16 protein-coding genes are annotated in these 16,508 nt (G+C 41.3%); 14 read left to right on the forward strand and 2 right to left on the reverse strand.

The annotated features are described in order from the left end of the window. Positions 1-355 precede the first annotated feature (355 nt). Positions 356-856: a phosphoheptose isomerase gene (locus CRJ00_RS15085; RefSeq protein ID WP_099367588.1), complete on the reverse strand. Its 501-nt coding sequence runs from the start codon at positions 854-856 to the stop codon at positions 356-358. 110 nt (positions 857-966) lie between these two features. On the opposite strand from CRJ00_RS15085, the gene CRJ00_RS15090 reads away from it, so the two are divergent. The 10 genes from CRJ00_RS15090 to CRJ00_RS15135 all read left to right on the forward strand — a co-directional run bounded on the left by CRJ00_RS15090 (position 967) and on the right by CRJ00_RS15135 (position 9,969). Then, complete coding sequence (locus CRJ00_RS15090) at positions 967-3,201, forward strand: helix-turn-helix domain-containing protein (RefSeq protein ID WP_099367589.1); 2,235 nt, start codon at positions 967-969, stop codon at positions 3,199-3,201. 35 nt (positions 3,202-3,236) lie between these two features. Further along, entirely contained in the window at positions 3,237-3,467 is a 231-nt protein-coding gene (locus CRJ00_RS15095) for an AtpZ/AtpI family protein (protein ID WP_099367590.1), read from the forward strand. Beyond that, complete coding sequence (locus CRJ00_RS15100) at positions 3,460-3,864, forward strand: hypothetical protein (RefSeq protein WP_099367591.1); 405 nt, start codon at positions 3,460-3,462, stop codon at positions 3,862-3,864. Before CRJ00_RS15095 ends, CRJ00_RS15100 begins: the two co-directional genes overlap by 8 nt. A gap of 88 nt (positions 3,865-3,952) precedes the next feature. Further along, complete coding sequence (gene atpB, locus CRJ00_RS15105) at positions 3,953-5,038, forward strand: F0F1 ATP synthase subunit A (protein WP_099367592.1); 1,086 nt, start codon at positions 3,953-3,955, stop codon at positions 5,036-5,038. Positions 5,039-5,076: 38 nt separating this feature from the next. Continuing rightward, positions 5,077-5,268, forward strand: coding sequence for an ATP synthase F0 subunit C (gene atpE, locus CRJ00_RS15110; RefSeq protein WP_099367593.1), 192 nt, complete (start codon positions 5,077-5,079; stop codon positions 5,266-5,268). Between the two features lie 110 nt (positions 5,269-5,378). Next, entirely contained in the window at positions 5,379-5,879 is a 501-nt protein-coding gene (locus tag CRJ00_RS15115) for a F0F1 ATP synthase subunit B (RefSeq protein ID WP_099367594.1), read from the forward strand. A gap of 25 nt (positions 5,880-5,904) precedes the next feature. Further along, positions 5,905-6,450, forward strand: a complete 546-nt coding sequence (gene atpH, locus CRJ00_RS15120) for an ATP synthase F1 subunit delta (RefSeq protein ID WP_099367595.1) — start codon at positions 5,905-5,907, stop codon at positions 6,448-6,450. Between the two features lie 57 nt (positions 6,451-6,507). Continuing rightward, entirely contained in the window at positions 6,508-8,082 is a 1,575-nt protein-coding gene (atpA, locus tag CRJ00_RS15125; RefSeq protein WP_099367596.1) for a F0F1 ATP synthase subunit alpha, read from the forward strand. Positions 8,083-8,199: 117 nt separating this feature from the next. Next, positions 8,200-9,078 carry an ATP synthase F1 subunit gamma gene (gene atpG, locus CRJ00_RS15130; RefSeq protein ID WP_099367597.1) on the forward strand — a complete coding sequence of 293 codons (879 nt, stop codon included), beginning with the start codon at positions 8,200-8,202 and terminating at the stop codon, positions 9,076-9,078. Positions 9,079-9,336: 258 nt separating this feature from the next. Next, the gene (locus CRJ00_RS15135; protein WP_257213811.1) at positions 9,337-9,969 is read left to right on the forward strand and encodes a sterol desaturase family protein; all 633 of its coding nucleotides are present in this window, start codon (positions 9,337-9,339) and stop codon (positions 9,967-9,969) included. A gap of 185 nt (positions 9,970-10,154) precedes the next feature. On the opposite strand, the gene CRJ00_RS15140 is transcribed toward CRJ00_RS15135, so the two are convergent. Beyond that, a complete protein-coding gene (locus CRJ00_RS15140; RefSeq protein WP_099367598.1) occupies positions 10,155-11,201 on the reverse strand; it encodes a 3-oxoacyl-ACP synthase III family protein in 1,047 nt (348 codons plus the stop codon). A 68-nt stretch (positions 11,202-11,269) separates the two neighbouring features. Here CRJ00_RS15140 and CRJ00_RS15145 point away from each other — a divergent pair, with 68 nt between their 5' ends. From CRJ00_RS15145 to CRJ00_RS15160, 4 genes are all read left to right on the forward strand, one after another. Next, positions 11,270-11,551 carry an ATP-dependent Clp protease adaptor ClpS gene (locus tag CRJ00_RS15145; RefSeq protein WP_099367599.1) on the forward strand — a complete coding sequence of 94 codons (282 nt, stop codon included), beginning with the start codon at positions 11,270-11,272 and terminating at the stop codon, positions 11,549-11,551. Positions 11,552-11,660: 109 nt separating this feature from the next. Beyond that, on the forward strand, positions 11,661-14,150 hold the full coding sequence (locus tag CRJ00_RS15150) for an outer membrane beta-barrel family protein (protein WP_099367600.1): 2,490 nt from the start codon (positions 11,661-11,663) through the stop codon (positions 14,148-14,150). A 59-nt stretch (positions 14,151-14,209) separates the two neighbouring features. Continuing rightward, a complete protein-coding gene (locus CRJ00_RS15155) occupies positions 14,210-15,025 on the forward strand; it encodes a 3-keto-disaccharide hydrolase (RefSeq protein ID WP_099367601.1) in 816 nt (271 codons plus the stop codon). Between the two features lie 53 nt (positions 15,026-15,078). Further along, positions 15,079-16,134, forward strand: a complete 1,056-nt coding sequence (locus CRJ00_RS15160; RefSeq protein ID WP_180268508.1) for an SGNH/GDSL hydrolase family protein — start codon at positions 15,079-15,081, stop codon at positions 16,132-16,134. Positions 16,135-16,508: the final 374 nt, after the last annotated feature.

The raw sequence follows: 16,508 nt of genomic DNA on the forward strand, positions 1-16,508 counted from the left end.
GAAATGTCAAAATAATCCTTTGAACAATCAATACCTGTTACCATCTTTGTATACCATTTTTGTGGATTACAGCAGCTCTTATCATAACTTATCAATCGTAAAAACAGGCTCCTGGCCTAATGAACTGTCCAAGTTTATGATAGGAATAAGAGAGGGGGATTAACATTGCGAAGGGTCTCTCAAGGACCAATGACGATTAAAAATCTTACTCCCTCTCTCGCTGTATCCTAAATGAAATACAAAATTATATTCTGTTTCTTTAATTCCTATAACTTCCCTACAAACTTACGATGACGGTAGGGCTCGCAATGTTAGTTGTCCGCAATGACGGTGTTAATTCCGTTACCTTCGAAACCTATCTTCCGAAATCGTCCTGAACCCTTACGATATCACTTTCATCAGAAGGATTAGATCCATCGGTATGTTGCCAAATCTCAGCCACCACACCATAATTTCCCATTCCTACCAAACGGTGTCTCTCTCCTTGGCTCAAACGAATAGTATCGCCTTCTTTCAAGATCTTCAATTCGTGTTCTTCATCATCAGGGCTTGTTACAACACCCACCTCACCACGGATTACTCTCCAGATTTCCGCTCTGCGATGGTGGTACTGCCATGATAAACGCTTGTTAGGACCAACCACCAATACTTTTGGGCTTAACTTCCCGGATATCTTCAAATCCTGCACATCCAACCCTTCAAAGTAGGCGTTCGCAAACTCCTGCGCTTGCTCCTCATTGATCACAAAAAATCCGCCCCAGGGTCTGTTCTGATCGATGCTTTCAATCTTGAAGCCTTTATCAGTCAACTTTGTTTCAATTTCCTGGAATAAATCGCTCTTATCAATATATGTCATGGTTATTAAGTTTTCTTTCGTGAAGATAATATAACTTTTGTATTAAAACAAGGGCTGAACCAATTGAATAAGCCTATTTACCGTATATTTGTAATTCTAGAAGAAGCCTTATGTCATTACCATTAGATCATCAAAACGATATATTCGCACAAGCCGTAGCCTTTGTAAACCAGACCCAACAGCCTATCTTCCTGACTGGAAAGGCAGGAACTGGAAAGACTACTTTCCTGAAGTATATCCGGGAGAATAGTTATAAGAAAATGGCGATCACCGCACCTACTGGTGTGGCGGCGATGAATGCCGGTGGAACGACATTGCATGCGCTATTCTGGTTGCCTTTCGGCACCTTTATCGAAGATTATCCGATTCAATGGGGCGATCAGGACCAAAACATCTATAATAAACATCGGCTTTTCAGTACCATCAAACTGACCAAGAACAGAAGGGCTATCCTTCAGGAGTTGGAATTACTCGTCATCGATGAGGTTTCCATGGTCCGTGCGGATACCTTGGATGCCATTGATGTCATTCTGAAGAGTGTTCGAAGGGATATGCGACCATTTGGTGGTGTGCAGCTCTTGTTCATCGGGGATCTCTACCAGTTGCCTCCCGTGGTACAGGATCGGGAATGGCAGGTACTTCGGAATTACTACAAAAGCCCGTTTTTCTTTGAGGCCAAGGTTTTCAAGCAACAGCCGCCTATCTTGATCGAATTGAAAAAGATTTACAGGCAGCAGGACGACCGTTTTATCGGTATATTGAATAAAATCAGGAACAACCAGACGACGAATGATGATCTGGAAGACCTGAACAGCCATTATAAAGAAGACTTTGTTGCGCCAAAGGATGAACAGTATATCACGTTGACCTCACACAACCGCTTGGCGGATAAGATCAACCAGGAGCAGTTGGATAGTTTGGATTCTAAACTCTATCAGATCAAATCCATCATTACGGATGATTTTCAGAACAGTATGTATCCGGTGGATGAGATGTTGAGCCTTCGGGAAGGAGCGCAGGTGATGTTCATCAAGAATGATGTGGGTGAGGATAGAAGGTACTACAATGGTAAAATTGGAACCGTTAAAGAGATCAATATTGATAAACATAAAGTGATAGTGACCTTTCCGAATGGGGAGGAGGATGTGGAAGTGAAACGGGAGACCTGGGAGAACATCCGCTATTCCTACAATAAAGGGGAAGATAAGATAGAAGAGGAGGTGCTAGGTACCTTTTCGCAATTTCCCTTACGATTGGCCTGGGCGATCACCATCCACAAAAGCCAGGGTCTTACTTTTGAAAAGGCTATTATCGATGCTGGAACTTCCTTTGCAGCGGGGCAGGTTTATGTGGCGCTCAGCCGTTTGACCGGACTGGAAGGTTTGGTGCTGCGTTCAAAGATCCCTAGCCATGCCATCCGTACCGATTTTCAGGTGGTGAATTTCATGAACCAAATGGAAGCCATTGGTGATTTGGCGCCAATTCTGCAGGAAAGCCGCCGCCGATACCTGGGGCAGATCTTATTGCATAGCTTTCGATGGAACAGCCTGAGCGAATCCCTGAACCTCTTGGTAGAAGACCTGGAAGGGAAAAAAATCGAACAGAAAGAGGAAGCTTTGGAGCTGCTGAAGCAGATGTTGGATAAAGTGAAGGGCCAAGAGCAGGTTGCCAATAAGTTCATTACCCAATTGTATCAGTTGTTGGCCCAAAAGGAGGATACTGATTATGAGAAAATCTGTGAAAGATCCAAAGCTGCGGTCAATTGGTTCATCCCTAATTTTCAGAAGGACTGTTTGGAACCTTTGGAGAAACATATCGATGAATGGAAAGTAAAAAAGCGTACGAAAAAATATATCAGTTCCCTGAAGGAATTATTGTTGGATTTCAAGCGGAAGTTTGAGCAACTGAAACATAGTCAGACCATAGCGGAAGAATTGACCAAATCGGATGCCGACCTTTCGGAAGAGCTGTTGAATTGGGAACGACCAAAGGACGACCAACTGAAGAGTGGGGATGATGAAAAGGAAAAAGACACGAAACAGATTTCTTTGGATATGTACCTGGAGGGCATGGATATCGAAGAAATTGCAGAAAAAAGAAACATGGTGGCGGGGACCATCTATGGGCATCTGATCCATTTTATTGGTCAGGATGTAGAAGCCACCGATCTCTTGGATGAACAGACCCTACAGGAAATAATTGCGGTTTTGGAGAAACACCCCGATGCTTCCTCCAGCGAAATCCGTCAATTGATGGATCTAAAAGTGGATTATCCTGCCATTAAGGTTGCCCAAAAGCATCTTGAAATTAGCAAGGAGCAGGATGCTAATCCTCATGTTATTTAATTATATTTGCGGGATAAGCTAACGACATCATACCCTTGGAAAACGAAAAACCGAAATCGAAAAAAGTAAATAAATGGATCGTTTTTACATCCATGCCCTTTCAGATAGGGGCGACAATTTACCTTTTTTATTGGATCGGGACCCTTTTGGACCGCAAGTTTGAGGTCGAAGGGGAATGGTGGATGAAGGGGTTGACGATCGTGGGGGTGTTGGCATCCATGTACCAAATGATTAGACAAGTAAACTATATCAATAAAGATGAATAAATTCCTTTTGTTAATACTCGTTTTAATTGCCGTTACTGGGATCAGTTTTGGTATCCATTACGCTGTTTTACAGTATAACGATCTCGATCATTGGTGGATCGGGAGTGGATATAGTCTGTTGGGCATGTATGCTTTCTGCGCGATTGCTTCTTTGGTGATGGCAATGGTTTATGTAGGGGTGGATTACTCGATGCCGACCCAAACTGGATTTGCTTTTTTGATCGGGATGACGATCAAGGCTGCGGCCAGTTATTTTTATATCCAAGAGGGTATAAACTTGTTGGAGAACGATTTTATCGAACTCAATTTTATGGTGGTGTTTTTCATTTATTTAGGGTATGATGCCTTCGTTGCGTATTACCTTGTAAATCAGCATGAACCAGAGCCTAAAAAGTAAATTTTCAAAAAGTTTAAACATTTGTGGACTAATGCAAAATAAAATTGTAATTTTGCGCAAAATTTGTCATAATTCAACATTATTTAAAATGGTGAGTCTTAAGAAAGTACTTTTATTATTGACGGTGATTTTATTCACTGCAAACCCATTCAGATCAGCTGCTGAGGTCGCACCTTCAACAGGGGAAGTATCCTCTCCAGAAGAGATCAATGCTCACATCCAACACCACTTAAAGGACGATTATTACTTTAACTTCGCTACCAATTCCAAAACTGGTCACAGTTATGGATTCCCATTGCCAGTTATCTTAATCGATAATGGATTGAAGATCTTCTCTGCTGCAGAATTTGACCATGGGAAAAAAGTAGTGGAAAATGACGGTAATTATTACAAATTATACCACAGCAAAATCTACAAAACCGACGCGGCAGGTACCATCACTTATGATGACCACCAGCATCCTACCAATGCGAAACCATTGGATTTCTCCATCACTAAAAACGTGGTAGGTTTAATGTTGGCGGCTTTGTTACTTTTCATAGGCTTCATGAGCTTAGCGAAAACCTATAAAAATGGCGCTAATGCTATTCCAAAAGGAGTAGGACGTGTTTTAGAGCCTTTGGTGCTTTACGTACGTGATGAAATGGCGGTTCCAAATATCGGCCACCGTTATAAAGAATTCATGCCATACTTGTTATCGGTATTTTTCTTGATCTTCTTGTTGAACATTTTGGGATTGACCCCACTAGGGTTCAACGTAACAGGTAATATCACAGTAACCTTGGTTTTGGCTTTGTTTACTTTCTTTATTACCACATTCAAAGCAAACAAAGATTACTGGAAACATATTTTCTGGATGCCAGGTGTTCCAGTTCCTTTCAAATTTATCTTAGCACCAATTGAGGTGTTGGGTATGTTGACCAAACCATTCTCCTTGATGCTTCGTTTATTTGCGAACATCACTGCAGGTCACTCGGTAGTATTTGGTTTGATTGCCATCGTCTATTTGTTTCAGCAAGAATTGACCGTTGGTGGTAGTATCGGTGTATCGATGTTATTGACCTTGGTATTGTTCTTCTTGGAGCTTTTGGTTGCATTTTTACAGGCGTTTATCTTTACCATGTTGTCATCCCTATTTATTGGTATGGCGGTAGAAGAGCACGCGCATCATTAATTCGAATTTTTTGTTAAATTTTTAAATATAAAATTGTTATGATTCCAAATTTAGTAGGAGCAGGTTTGATCGTTATCGGAGCTGGTTTAGGTTTAGGTAAAATCGGTGGTTCAGCAATGGAAGCTATCGCTCGTCAACCAGAAGCAGCATCTAAAATCCAAACTGCGATGATCATCATCGGAGCCCTAGTAGAAGGTTTAGCATTTGGTGCTTTAATCTTAGGTAAATAAGCTCAGGCTTATCAAAAAAACAATAGACGTAACTTGCAACGGTTGGTTGCAAGTTATGTTTATCAAAGACAAAAAATTATAAAATATACATATACTTATATCGAAAATAAATGGACGCTTTAATTCAAGATTTTTCATTAGGGTTGGTTTTTTGGCAAACCATCATCCTATTAATCGTAATCGTATTATTAGGTAAGTTTGCTTGGAGACCGATTGTAGACGCTTTAGAAGACCGTGAAAAGGGCATTGCTGATGCATTGGCTTCTGCGGAAAAAGCAAAATTGGAAATGGCTCGTTTGACGAATGAAAACGAACAGTTACTGAAAGAAGCACGTGAAGAGCGTGATATCATTTTGAAAGAGGCGAAGCAATTAAGCGATAAATTGATTGCAGATGCTAAAGCTGCTTCTCAAGTAGAAGGTGCTAAGATGATCGAAAATGCAAAACGTGAAATCGAAGATCAAAAGCTTAAAGCATTGGCAGAGGTTAAAAACCAAGTGTCTACTTTGTCTTTAGAGATCGCTCGCAAAGTATTGACCAAAGAATTTGAAGACCAAAACAAACAAGAAGCTTTAGTTTCTGATTTGTTGAAAGATGTTAAATTAAACTAATTGGTTAACAGATTAAAATTAAACTATGTCAGTTTTTAAAGTAGCTTCAAGATACGCCAAGTCCCTTATCGATCTTGCCCAAGAGCACAACAACTTGGACGAGGTGAAGACCGATATGGACAGTGTGGTTTCTGTGATCAAGACAAGCACGGAACTACAAGCGGTTTTGAACAACCCAATCATCAAAACAGATAAAAAAGTAGCGGTATTGAACGCACTTTTTGCAGATAAAGTAAAGCCGGAGATCATTGGATTTTTCAATATCATGGCCAAAAAAGGTCGTGCGGAATTGATCTATGCAACGGCTCAAGAGTTTATCCGTGAATACAACGAGGTAAAAGGAATTGTGAAGGCTGAGGTGATCTCGGCTGCCAAACTTTCTGATGCCAATATCGAAGAGTTGAAAAAGGCTATCGGTGAGCAGATCAATGCACAGGTTGTATTGACCAATAAAGTTGACGAATCGTTGATCGGTGGTTTCATCGTGAAGGTTGGCGACAGACAATTGGATGAAAGTATTCAAGGTAAATTGAATAAGTTAGAAAGACATTTTGCTAATCTTGGTGTATAACCTAAGGAATAGCTTAAAGATAAAATAGAATAAAAAACCCCTTATACGAATTTAACAATGATAGAGGTAAGACCAGATGAAGTTTCGGCAATTCTTAGAGAGCAATTGTCAGGCTTTAAGTCAGCGGCCGAATTAGAAGAAGTAGGTACTGTCCTTCAAGTAGGTGATGGTATCGCTCGTATTTACGGCTTAACAAAAGTTCAATCAGGAGAGTTGGTTGAGTTCCCTAACGGATTACAAGGTATTGTGATGAACTTAGAAGAAGACAACGTGGGTGTTGTACTTTTGGGTTCTTCAGATTCCATCAAAGAAGGAGACACCATCAAACGTACTAACCGTATCGCATCTATTAAAGTAGGTGAAGGTATGTTGGGCCGCGTGGTAAACACTTTAGGTCAGCCAATCGATGGTAAAGGACCTATCGCTGGTGATACTTACGAGATGCCGATTGAACGTAAAGCTCCTGGAGTAATCTATCGTCAGCCAGTAACTGAGCCATTACAGACTGGTATCAAAGCGATCGACGCGATGATCCCTGTAGGTCGTGGACAGCGTGAGCTAGTGATCGGTGACCGTCAGACAGGTAAAACAGCTGTTTGTATCGACACGATCCTTAACCAAAAAGAATTTTACGATGCAGGTCAACCTGTATTCTGTATATATGTTGCTGTAGGTCAGAAGAACTCTACTGTAGCTAACATCGTTCGCGTGTTGGAAGAAAGAGGCGCATTACCTTACACGGTAGTTGTTTCTGCTTCTGCTGCGGATCCTGCACCAATGCAATTCTACGCGCCAATGGCGGGTGCTGCTATCGGAGAGTACTTCCGTGATACAGGACGTCCTGCATTGATCGTTTATGATGACTTGTCAAAACAAGCGGTAGCATACCGTGAGGTGTCTTTATTATTGAAACGTCCTCCAGGCCGTGAGGCATACCCAGGAGACGTATTCTACCTTCACTCCCGTTTATTGGAGCGTGCTGCGAAGATCAACACTTCTGATGATATCGCACGTAACATGAACGACCTTCCTGAGTCTATCAAGCACTTGGTTAAAGGTGGTGGTTCATTAACAGCACTTCCGATCATCGAAACTCAAGCGGGTGACGTATCTGCTTATATCCCTACCAACGTAATTTCCATTACTGACGGTCAGATCTTCTTGGAATCGAACTTGTTCAACGCAGGTATCCGTCCAGCGATCAACGTAGGTATCTCGGTATCACGTGTAGGTGGTAACGCGCAGATCAAATCAATGAAGAAAGTTGCTGGTACCTTGAAATTGGATCAAGCACAGTTCCGTGAATTGGAAGCTTTTGCTAAATTCGGTTCAGACTTAGATGCGGCTACAAAAGCAGTATTAGATAAAGGTATCCGTAACGTGGAGATCCTTAAACAAGGTCAATATTCGCCAGTATCTGTAGAGAAGCAAGTAGCGATCATCTACGCAGGTACAAAAGGTTTATTACGTAATGTTCCAGTTGCTAAAGTAAGAGAATTCGAAAACGAATACTTGACGCAATTAGAGCAACGTCATCCAGAAGTATTGTCAGCATTGAAAGCTGGTAAGTTCTCTGATGAGTTAACCGACGTATTAGAAAAAGTAGCTAAGGAATTAGCATCTAAATATTAATTAGTCCTTAAGTGGGATTTAGATAATAGATGATAGATAATAGATGTTAGATTATAGATAAGAGACCTTACATCTAATATCTACCGTCTAATATCTAACATCTACTATAAAACATATATGGCAAATTTAAAAGAAGTTAGAAACCGGATTACCTCCGTATCCTCTACGCAACAGATTACCAAAGCGATGAAAATGGTATCTGCAGCGAAGTTGAAACGTGCGACGAATGCAATCGTTCAATTGCGTCCTTATGCGACTAAATTGAGAGAGATTTTAGCGCAAGTTTCAGCATCTGTAGAGGGCAATAACTCGCCTTTTACCCAAGATCGTATCCCTACGAAGGTGTTGATCATCGTAGTGACTTCCAATAGGGGATTGGCGGGGGCTTTTAATGCGAATGCTATCAAAACGGCAAACAACTTGATCGCGAATAAGTATGCAGATCAATTTGCCAGAGGTGATGTGAGCATTATTGCTATCGGTAAAAGAGGTCATGATTTCTTCACTAGACGTAGCTTCAATGTTATAGGTAACCATAATGAACTTTTCAATAATCTAGATTTTGAAAATGTTTCTAAGGTTACTGAATATGCCATGGAGCAGTTCAAAGAAGGAAATATTGACCGTGTTGAGGTGGTTTATAACCAATTCCGTAATGCTGCTGTTCAGATTTTGACTTCCGAGCAAATCTTACCTCTATTGCCAGAAGAGAAAAATGAAGATGTAGCTGAATTGGATTATATCATCGAGCCATCGAAAGAAAAGATCATTGAAGAGCTTATTCCAAAAGCGATCAAGATCCAGTTGTACAAAGCAGTATTGGATTCGAATGCTTCGGAACATGGTGCGCGTATGACTGCAATGGATAAAGCGACTGAGAATGCGGGTGATTTATTGCGTCAATTGAAATTGTCGTACAACCAAGCACGTCAGGCTGCTATTACAACCGAGTTAACAGAGATTGTTTCCGGTGCTGCAGCGCTATCCAACGGATAATAAAATAATTAAATTCTATAAGGAAAAGCCATGATTTATTCATGGCTTTTTTTATTTCAGATATGCAGCAAATGCATTTCCGATATTCTCTCCTCTTCTCAATTTCTGACCATTATCCTTCTTTTGTCAAAAAAATAGTTTTTTCTTTTATTTCTAGGCATATTGGCTATTTTTGTTTTTAACTCAAAAGCAAACGAATTCTTTTTTAGTTGGTTCAATGAGATAGACCGGCTTTTTTTAGATTTATTTATTGTTGTTATGGCCAAGAAATTATATGTATCCAATTCTACAGAGTCCAGTCGGATGTTTAAAAATGACTTTCTGGAGTCCCTGACCAAAGTGCATTGGTCGGTTCCTTTGATTTTTTGGATCCCGGTTATTGTGTTCTTTGTTTGGAGGGCTTTGGGACCTGGGAATCTTTCTGTGGGAACTGTAATCGGGTATTACCTGTTTGGATTAGCCTTTTGGACCTTGGCGGAATATGTACTGCACAGGTGGGTTTTTCATTATGAACCGAGTTCTAAATGGGGACAACGGATACATTTTATCTTTCATGGTGTGCATCACGATTTTCCGAAGGATAGGTTGAGGTTGGTAATGCCATTGTCGGCAAGTATTCCAATGGCTGCGATTATTTATTTTCTTTTCAGTTTATTTTTTGGGGAGTATACTTTGGGAGCATTTTTTGGTGGTTTTTTGATGGGGTATTTGATATATGATGAGTGCCATTATGCAATGCACCATGCGAATTTTAAATCGGGGTTGTTTAAGAAGATCAAAGATCATCATATGTTGCATCATTATGCAGAACCGGATAGGGGATTTGGTGTGAGTTCGATGATTTGGGATGTGATTTTTGGCTCTGGGTTTAAGAGGGGGAGAGGGAAGTAGGGGGAACTTTACCCGTCATTGCGAGGAGGCACAACGAAGCAATCTTCCGATATGTGTAAAGATTGCTTCGTTGTGCCTCCTCGCAATGACGAAGAAAATTTTGCTTCGTTGTGCCTCCTCGCAATGACGATGAAAAGATTGCTTCGTCGTGCCTCCTCGCAATGACGATGGTTCGTCGAGAAACCTTACCAGCGAATCAACGCCGATCCCCAAGTAAAGCCAGCGCCAAAGGCTGCTAAACAAACCAAATCCCCATCCTTTATTTTTCCTTGTTCCCAGGCTTCACATAATGCAATCGGCACAGATGCTGCCGTCGTATTACCATATTTTTGGATATTATTAAAAACCTGATCATCTCCCAATCCCAACGTCTTCTGTACAAATTGCGAGATCCGCAGATTCGCCTGATGCGGGATCAACATATCAATATCCGTAGATTTCAAATTATTCTTTGCCAAAGCCTCGCCAATCACCTCTGGAAACTTCACTACCGCCTTTTTGAAAACTGCCTGTCCATCCATATATGGAAATGCAGATCCATCCTCCAACATCTCTTTGGTCATCAACATTTCTCCCAGCTCCACATCCGGCCATTTCGGCATCTCCTCCAAATAATAACCTGCGGATGCTCCTGGAAAGTACATCGCCAATTTCTCGGCATCAGCACCATCCGAATGCAGGTGGGTACTCAAAATTCCTTTCCCTTCCTCCGTTGTTGGCTGTAGCACCACAGCACCGGCACCATCACCAAAGATGACCGAAACGGCTCTTCCTCGTGTCGAGAAATCCAACGCAAAGGAATGTTTCTCCGATCCTACAACCAGGATGTTCTTATACATTCCGGTTTTAATGAACTGATCGGCGATAGAAAGAGCATAGACAAAACCCGAACATTGATTCCTAACATCCAAAGCGCCAATTTCTTTCATCCCCATTTCCCGTTGCAACAACACCCCACATCCCGGAAAGTAATAATCCGGTGATAAGGTCGCAAAAATCACGAAATCGATCTCTTCTGCTGTAGTATTCGCACGTTCAATGGCAATCTTGGAGGCTTCCACAGCCATGCTGGTCGTTGTTTCACCAATACGATCCGCATAACGGCGTTCCTTTATCCCGGTACGCTCTTGGATCCACTCATCACTAGTTTCCATAAATCTAGTGAGATCATTATTTGTATATACGTTTTTTGGGACGTAGTATCCCAAACCAGCAATCTTTGACTGAAACATAGGGTTATTTTAAGTAAACAATTCAGCTAAAATAAAGAATTATTTGAAAAATAAGCTATTTTTGCCTTATGAGCGTAGAGGTTGAACAGGAAACATTTACTCTAGAAGAGATATTGGCCGGAACCAAGGAATCCAATAAACTGATCCTTTGGAACGATGACATCAATACTTTTGACCATGTCATTTATTGTCTGATGCATTATTTGCAGTACTCTGAAGAGGAAAGTGCCCGGATTGCCTGGACCGTTCATACCAAAGGAAAATGTGCCATCCTTGAAGGTTCCTACACCGAGATGGAAGTTTACCGAAAAGTCCTTAAATCTGAAGGATTGACTGTGTCGATTGAATAGAAAACAGCGTAATATTGTATAGAAAGCAGCGTAATAATGCAGTTACGATAGGCTTGGTTCATATTATAATATGCATTTTTGCGGATGTAAATCACAACGTTACATCTATATGCTATTTAGAAAACTTTCTATTTCGATCCTTTTTTTGTTTCCCGTAATCTTATTCGCACAACAAGTTACCATCCAGGGTTCTGTAGTCAAACAGGATAGTGTAAGTCCGGCGGTTGGGGCAAGCGTAAGCTTATTATCCACCGTAAATCGTGCTTATATCCGTGGACAACAAGCTGGCGAAAACGGTAGATTCAGTATCCAACAGGTCGATCCAGGGACCTATCATCTGCAGATTACCTTCCAAGGTTACCAGACCTATACCCGTGAGAACTTCGTGGTAAAAGCCAATGAAGATATCAACTTGGGTAAGATATCTCTACAAGAACAAGGTGAATTGATCTCCGAAGTCGTTGTACAGGGAAGGACACCCGATCTACAGATCGGAATTGATAAAAAAGTGTTTGATGTTTCCCAGAGTATGGTCAGTGTAGGAGGTTCTGCACAAGATCTATTGGGCAATGTGCCTACTTTACAGGTGCAATCCGATGGATCCATCAGTTTAAGAGGCTCATCCAATGTTCGTATCCTGGTGGATGGTAAGGAATCTGCCATGGCCGGTTCTGATATCAATGCCTTCTTGCAATCTTTACCTGCAGATGCGATCTCCAAGGTAGAGATCATGACGAACCCATCTGCGAAACACGATGCGGAAGGGCAATCCGGAATTGTAAACATCATCCTAAAGAAAAATATCCGCACAGGTTTGAACGGTTCGGTTAATGCTTCCATTGGTTCCTACGAGAATGCCAATGCGGGTCTTACCCTGAATTACAGACCTGGAAAAGTAAATTATTTCGGAAGCTATAATTTTAGCCGTAGAAACATGGTCGGAGGAGGATATACCGATAACACCGATTATATCAACGGACAGATCACAGATGCAAGTCCGAGGACCTATTCAACGGATGAAAGTAAGCGATTGGGCTATAATCATACCGTACGTTTAGGGACGGATTATTATGCGTCGGATAAAACAACCTTAAGTTTAGCAGGAAACCTGAGTTTCCGTGATAACGATAGGACACAAGATATTAATTATACCTACTGGAATATTCCAGACTATGGTTCCAGCAGTTTCCGTAAATCTGCACAGGCAGAAAAGGATTTTGGTGTAGACTTGATGTTTGATTTCAAACAGGAATTTAAACGTGAGGGCGAGGAATTGTTGGCAAATATATCCTTTGGTAATGATGAGGAGGATGGTACGAACGATTTCCATCAGACATATGCCAGCAATAGAAAAGACCTGGTCCGCCAGAATACCACCTCCGAAAGAGGACAGAACTGGAACTTCCAATTGGATTATACATTGCCATTTGCTGAAGACCATAAACTGGAAGCTGGTTACCGTTCGATTATCCGTACTTCTCAGGATCACCAGTATTCGGAGTTGATGGATACCTTGAGCAATAGCTTCCTGCCGGACTATAACGTAAGCAATGATTTTGACATGAACAGTACCGTTCATGCATTATATGCCAATTATCAAAAGAAATTAACCTCCAAATTTGGTGCACAGATCGGTTTAAGGGCAGAACAGGCCTATTTAAACTCTACCTATTATTCTTTGGATCCATCTATTCCAGAAAATCAACGAGCTACTGATGGGAAGCTGGATTACTTCCGTCTTTACCCAAGCTTGTTCTTGAGTTATGATGTGGGTGAAGGAAACAGCGATAAAGTACAATTGAGCTATACCCGTAGGGTAGAGCGTCCTCGTGGCTGGCAAGTGAACCCTTTCTTGGATATCTCTGATGAGCAGAACTATCGCCAAGGTAACCCGAATCTAATGCCACAGGATATCCATGCGGTAGAATTGAGTTTCTCTAAATTCTATGATAACTGGAACTTTGTTTCATCGGCCTATTACCGTCGAGTAAACGATATGTTCCAACCTTTCATCTATCCAGATTCCTTGATCCAGGACATTGTTGGTGATCGTAGTAACATCACCTATTCGAAATGGGAAAATGTGGCGAACAATAATTCCATGGGATTCGAGTTGATCTCCAAGATCAATGTATTCAAATGGTGGGATCTTACGGCCAATGCCAACTTATTCTACATGAATATAGAGCCGAAATCAGGATTTGATGTTCGTTCGTCCTCTAGTTTCAACTACCATGGTAACCTGACGACCAATGTGAAATTCACACCGACATTCTCGGCTCAGGTGCGTGGAGATTATCGTAGTGGAATGAAAACCCTTCAGGGAGAAATGAAGCCAATGACTGGCGTTGATGTGGCATTACGCAAGGATCTATTCAACAACAAAGCGAATATCATGTTCAATGTAAGGGACGTGTTCAACAGCCGTCGTTTTGAAATGGAGAACTACCTTCCGGATAAAAAAATCAACTTTTCACACCGTTGGATGCGTAGAATGTTCACCCTATCTTTCTCCTACCGTTTCGGAATTCAGGACATGAGCAAAAAGAAGCGTGAAGAAAATGGGGATATGGATGATATGGGCGGACAACAATTTTAATTCTTGTTTTTACGATTTGTTTAATTAAATTTAGTCCTTCAAATAAATCAACTATAACTATGAAGAGAAACTTTGTGTTCATTTTGATAGGCGCAATTGGGCTTACCTTTGCTGCCTGTGCAAGCAAAAGTTCAACAGTAACAAACCAAACAGGACCAGCGTATGAATTAGAGAATCTTCCAAAAGTAAACATCAAGGATTTCAAAAAGAACTCCGCAGGTGCTTATGTTTTGTTTGATGGATCTTCTTTAAATGGCTGGAGAGGTTACAACAAGAATCATGTCCCTAATAAATGGGGTATTGAGGATGGTACCTTAAAATTCTCGAAAACTCCAAAAGGGGTTGATAAGGCTGAAGGTGGAGATATTATCTTTGCCCACGACTTTAAAAACTTCGAATTGGAATTTGAATGGAAAATTTCTCATGCTGGAAACTCGGGCGTTTTTTTCCTAGCAAAAGAAGTGAAAGGACAACCAATCTATGTATCGAGTCCGGAATACCAATTGTTGGATAACCAAAACCATCCTGATGCGAAGCAGGGGGTTGATGGCAACCGTAAATCGGCTTCCTTATACGATATGATCCCTGCAAAACCTCAGAATTCATTCCCTGCGGGCGAATGGAACCGAGCGAAAATTGTAGTGAACAAAGGAAAAGTAACACATTTTCAAAATGACGAGAAGGTCGTTGAATATACGTTATGGACTCCAGAATGGACAGCATTGTTGCAAGCGAGTAAGTTTTCGCAGGCAAAATGGCCATTGGCGTTCGAATTGTTAAATAATGTAGGTGGCAAAACGAAATCAGGTGTGATCGGATTCCAAGATCATGGCGATGATATCTGGTTGAAAAATGTAACCGTAAAAGTATTGTAATGTTGAAGAAATTCAAGTTTATGAAAGAGAGCCTATTAAGCTCTCTTTTTTGTATGGGGATTTTTATGCTTCAGGCGCAAGAGCTGACCTGGAGAAATCCATTGAGCGAAAAGGTGATACAGGGGAGATCGAAGGAAGTATTGGAATCGGATGGATTTGCACGTCTGCCTTTGGCTTTGAAGGAGTCGGTAAGAGAACCGGTATGGAATTTAGGCAATCAATCTGCGGGAGTTTATATTGATTTTAAAACTGCTGCGGAAGAGATTACGGTGAAGTATCAGGTAAAGGGAGCATTGAACATGCCGCATATGCCGAGTACTGGGGTGAGTGGATTGGATTTGTATGCGAAGGATCCCCAGGATAATGCCTGGAAATGGGCGCATGGTGGCTATAGTTTCAAGGATACGATTACTTATACTTTTAAGAACGTAGGTTCGCATCCTAGTTATCAGTATCGATTGTATCTGCCGATGTACAATAAGGTGGAATGGATGGAAATTGGAACTTCAAGTGCAGAGCCGATTTCTTTTTTGAAATCGGAGGGTAAGCCTATTGTGGTTTATGGGACCAGTATTGCGCAAGGTGCTTGTGCAACCAGACCGGGATTGGGTTGGACGAATATATTGGGAAGGAATTTTGAGCAGGAAGTGATCAATCTGGCTTTTTCAGGGAATGGAAGGTTGGAGCAACCTATTCTTGATCTGATCAATAAGGTGGATGCATCGGTTTATATTTTGGATTGTATTCCGAATTTGGGATTGACGAAGGATAGGGATGCGGCGAAGTTAAAGGCTTTGATTGAGCATGCCGTGGAGTTTTTGCGGAAAGATCATCCGAATACGCCGATCATTATGGCGGACCATAGTTCGAGCGAGGTGCCAGGTGTTTTGAATGGGAAACCCAATGATAATTTTAAGGAGAGCTCGAGAATTGGTAGAGAGACGATAGAAGGGTTGAAGAAAAAGGGGGTGAAGAATTTGTATTGGTTGAGTAGTGAGGATATTGGGCTGGATATTGATAATACGGTTGATTATGCACATCCGAATGATATTGGGATGGAGAAGATCGCTAAGGCTTATAGGGAGTTGTTGAGGAAGGTTTTGAGATAATGGTTTTGAATTAATGTGACCGTCATTGGGCGGCCCTGCGTCATAGCGGGGATCTTCCCGTCATTGCGCCGCCTTGCGTCATCGTAAGTTTGTAAGTAAGTTATAGGAATTAAAGAGACAGAATATAATTTTGTATTTCATTTAGGATACAGCGAGAGAGGGAGTAAGATTTTTAATCGTCATTGGTCCTTGAGAGACCCTTCGCAATGTTAATCCCCCTCTCTTATTCCTATCATAAACTTGGACAGTTCATTAGGCCAGGAGCCTGTTTTTACGATTGATAAGTTATGATAAGAGCTGCTGTAATCCACAAATATGATATACAAATATGGTAACAGGTATTGATTGTTCAAAGGATTATTTTGACATTTCTG

It is taken from the genome of Sphingobacterium sp. 1.A.4 (assembly GCF_002734245.1).
Lineage (GTDB): Bacteria > Bacteroidota > Bacteroidia > Sphingobacteriales > Sphingobacteriaceae > Sphingobacterium > Sphingobacterium tenebrionis.

Excerpts from the sequence above, each read along its gene's own strand:
- CRJ00_RS15155 (WP_099367601.1), top strand. The coding sequence starts at position 14,210 with ATGAAGAGAAACTTTGTGTTCATTTTGATAGGCGCAATTGGGCTTACC.
- atpA (WP_099367596.1), top strand. The coding sequence starts at position 6,508 with ATGATAGAGGTAAGACCAGATGAAGTTTCGGCAATTCTTAGAGAGCAA.
- atpB (WP_099367592.1), top strand. The coding sequence starts at position 3,953 with ATGGTGAGTCTTAAGAAAGTACTTTTATTATTGACGGTGATTTTATTC.
- CRJ00_RS15090 (WP_099367589.1), top strand. The coding sequence starts at position 967 with ATGTCATTACCATTAGATCATCAAAACGATATATTCGCACAAGCCGTA.
- CRJ00_RS15135 (WP_257213811.1), top strand. The coding sequence starts at position 9,337 with ATGGCCAAGAAATTATATGTATCCAATTCTACAGAGTCCAGTCGGATG.
- CRJ00_RS15085 (WP_099367588.1), bottom strand. The coding sequence starts at position 856 with ATGACATATATTGATAAGAGCGATTTATTCCAGGAAATTGAAACAAAG.
- CRJ00_RS15140 (WP_099367598.1), bottom strand. The coding sequence starts at position 11,201 with ATGTTTCAGTCAAAGATTGCTGGTTTGGGATACTACGTCCCAAAAAAC.
- CRJ00_RS15100 (WP_099367591.1), top strand. The coding sequence starts at position 3,460 with ATGAATAAATTCCTTTTGTTAATACTCGTTTTAATTGCCGTTACTGGG.
- CRJ00_RS15145 (WP_099367599.1), top strand. The coding sequence starts at position 11,270 with ATGAGCGTAGAGGTTGAACAGGAAACATTTACTCTAGAAGAGATATTG.
- atpG (WP_099367597.1), top strand. The coding sequence starts at position 8,200 with ATGGCAAATTTAAAAGAAGTTAGAAACCGGATTACCTCCGTATCCTCT.
- CRJ00_RS15160 (WP_180268508.1), top strand. The coding sequence starts at position 15,079 with ATGGGGATTTTTATGCTTCAGGCGCAAGAGCTGACCTGGAGAAATCCA.
- atpH (WP_099367595.1), top strand. The coding sequence starts at position 5,905 with ATGTCAGTTTTTAAAGTAGCTTCAAGATACGCCAAGTCCCTTATCGAT.
- atpE (WP_099367593.1), top strand. The coding sequence starts at position 5,077 with ATGATTCCAAATTTAGTAGGAGCAGGTTTGATCGTTATCGGAGCTGGT.
- CRJ00_RS15150 (WP_099367600.1), top strand. The coding sequence starts at position 11,661 with ATGCTATTTAGAAAACTTTCTATTTCGATCCTTTTTTTGTTTCCCGTA.
- CRJ00_RS15115 (WP_099367594.1), top strand. The coding sequence starts at position 5,379 with ATGGACGCTTTAATTCAAGATTTTTCATTAGGGTTGGTTTTTTGGCAA.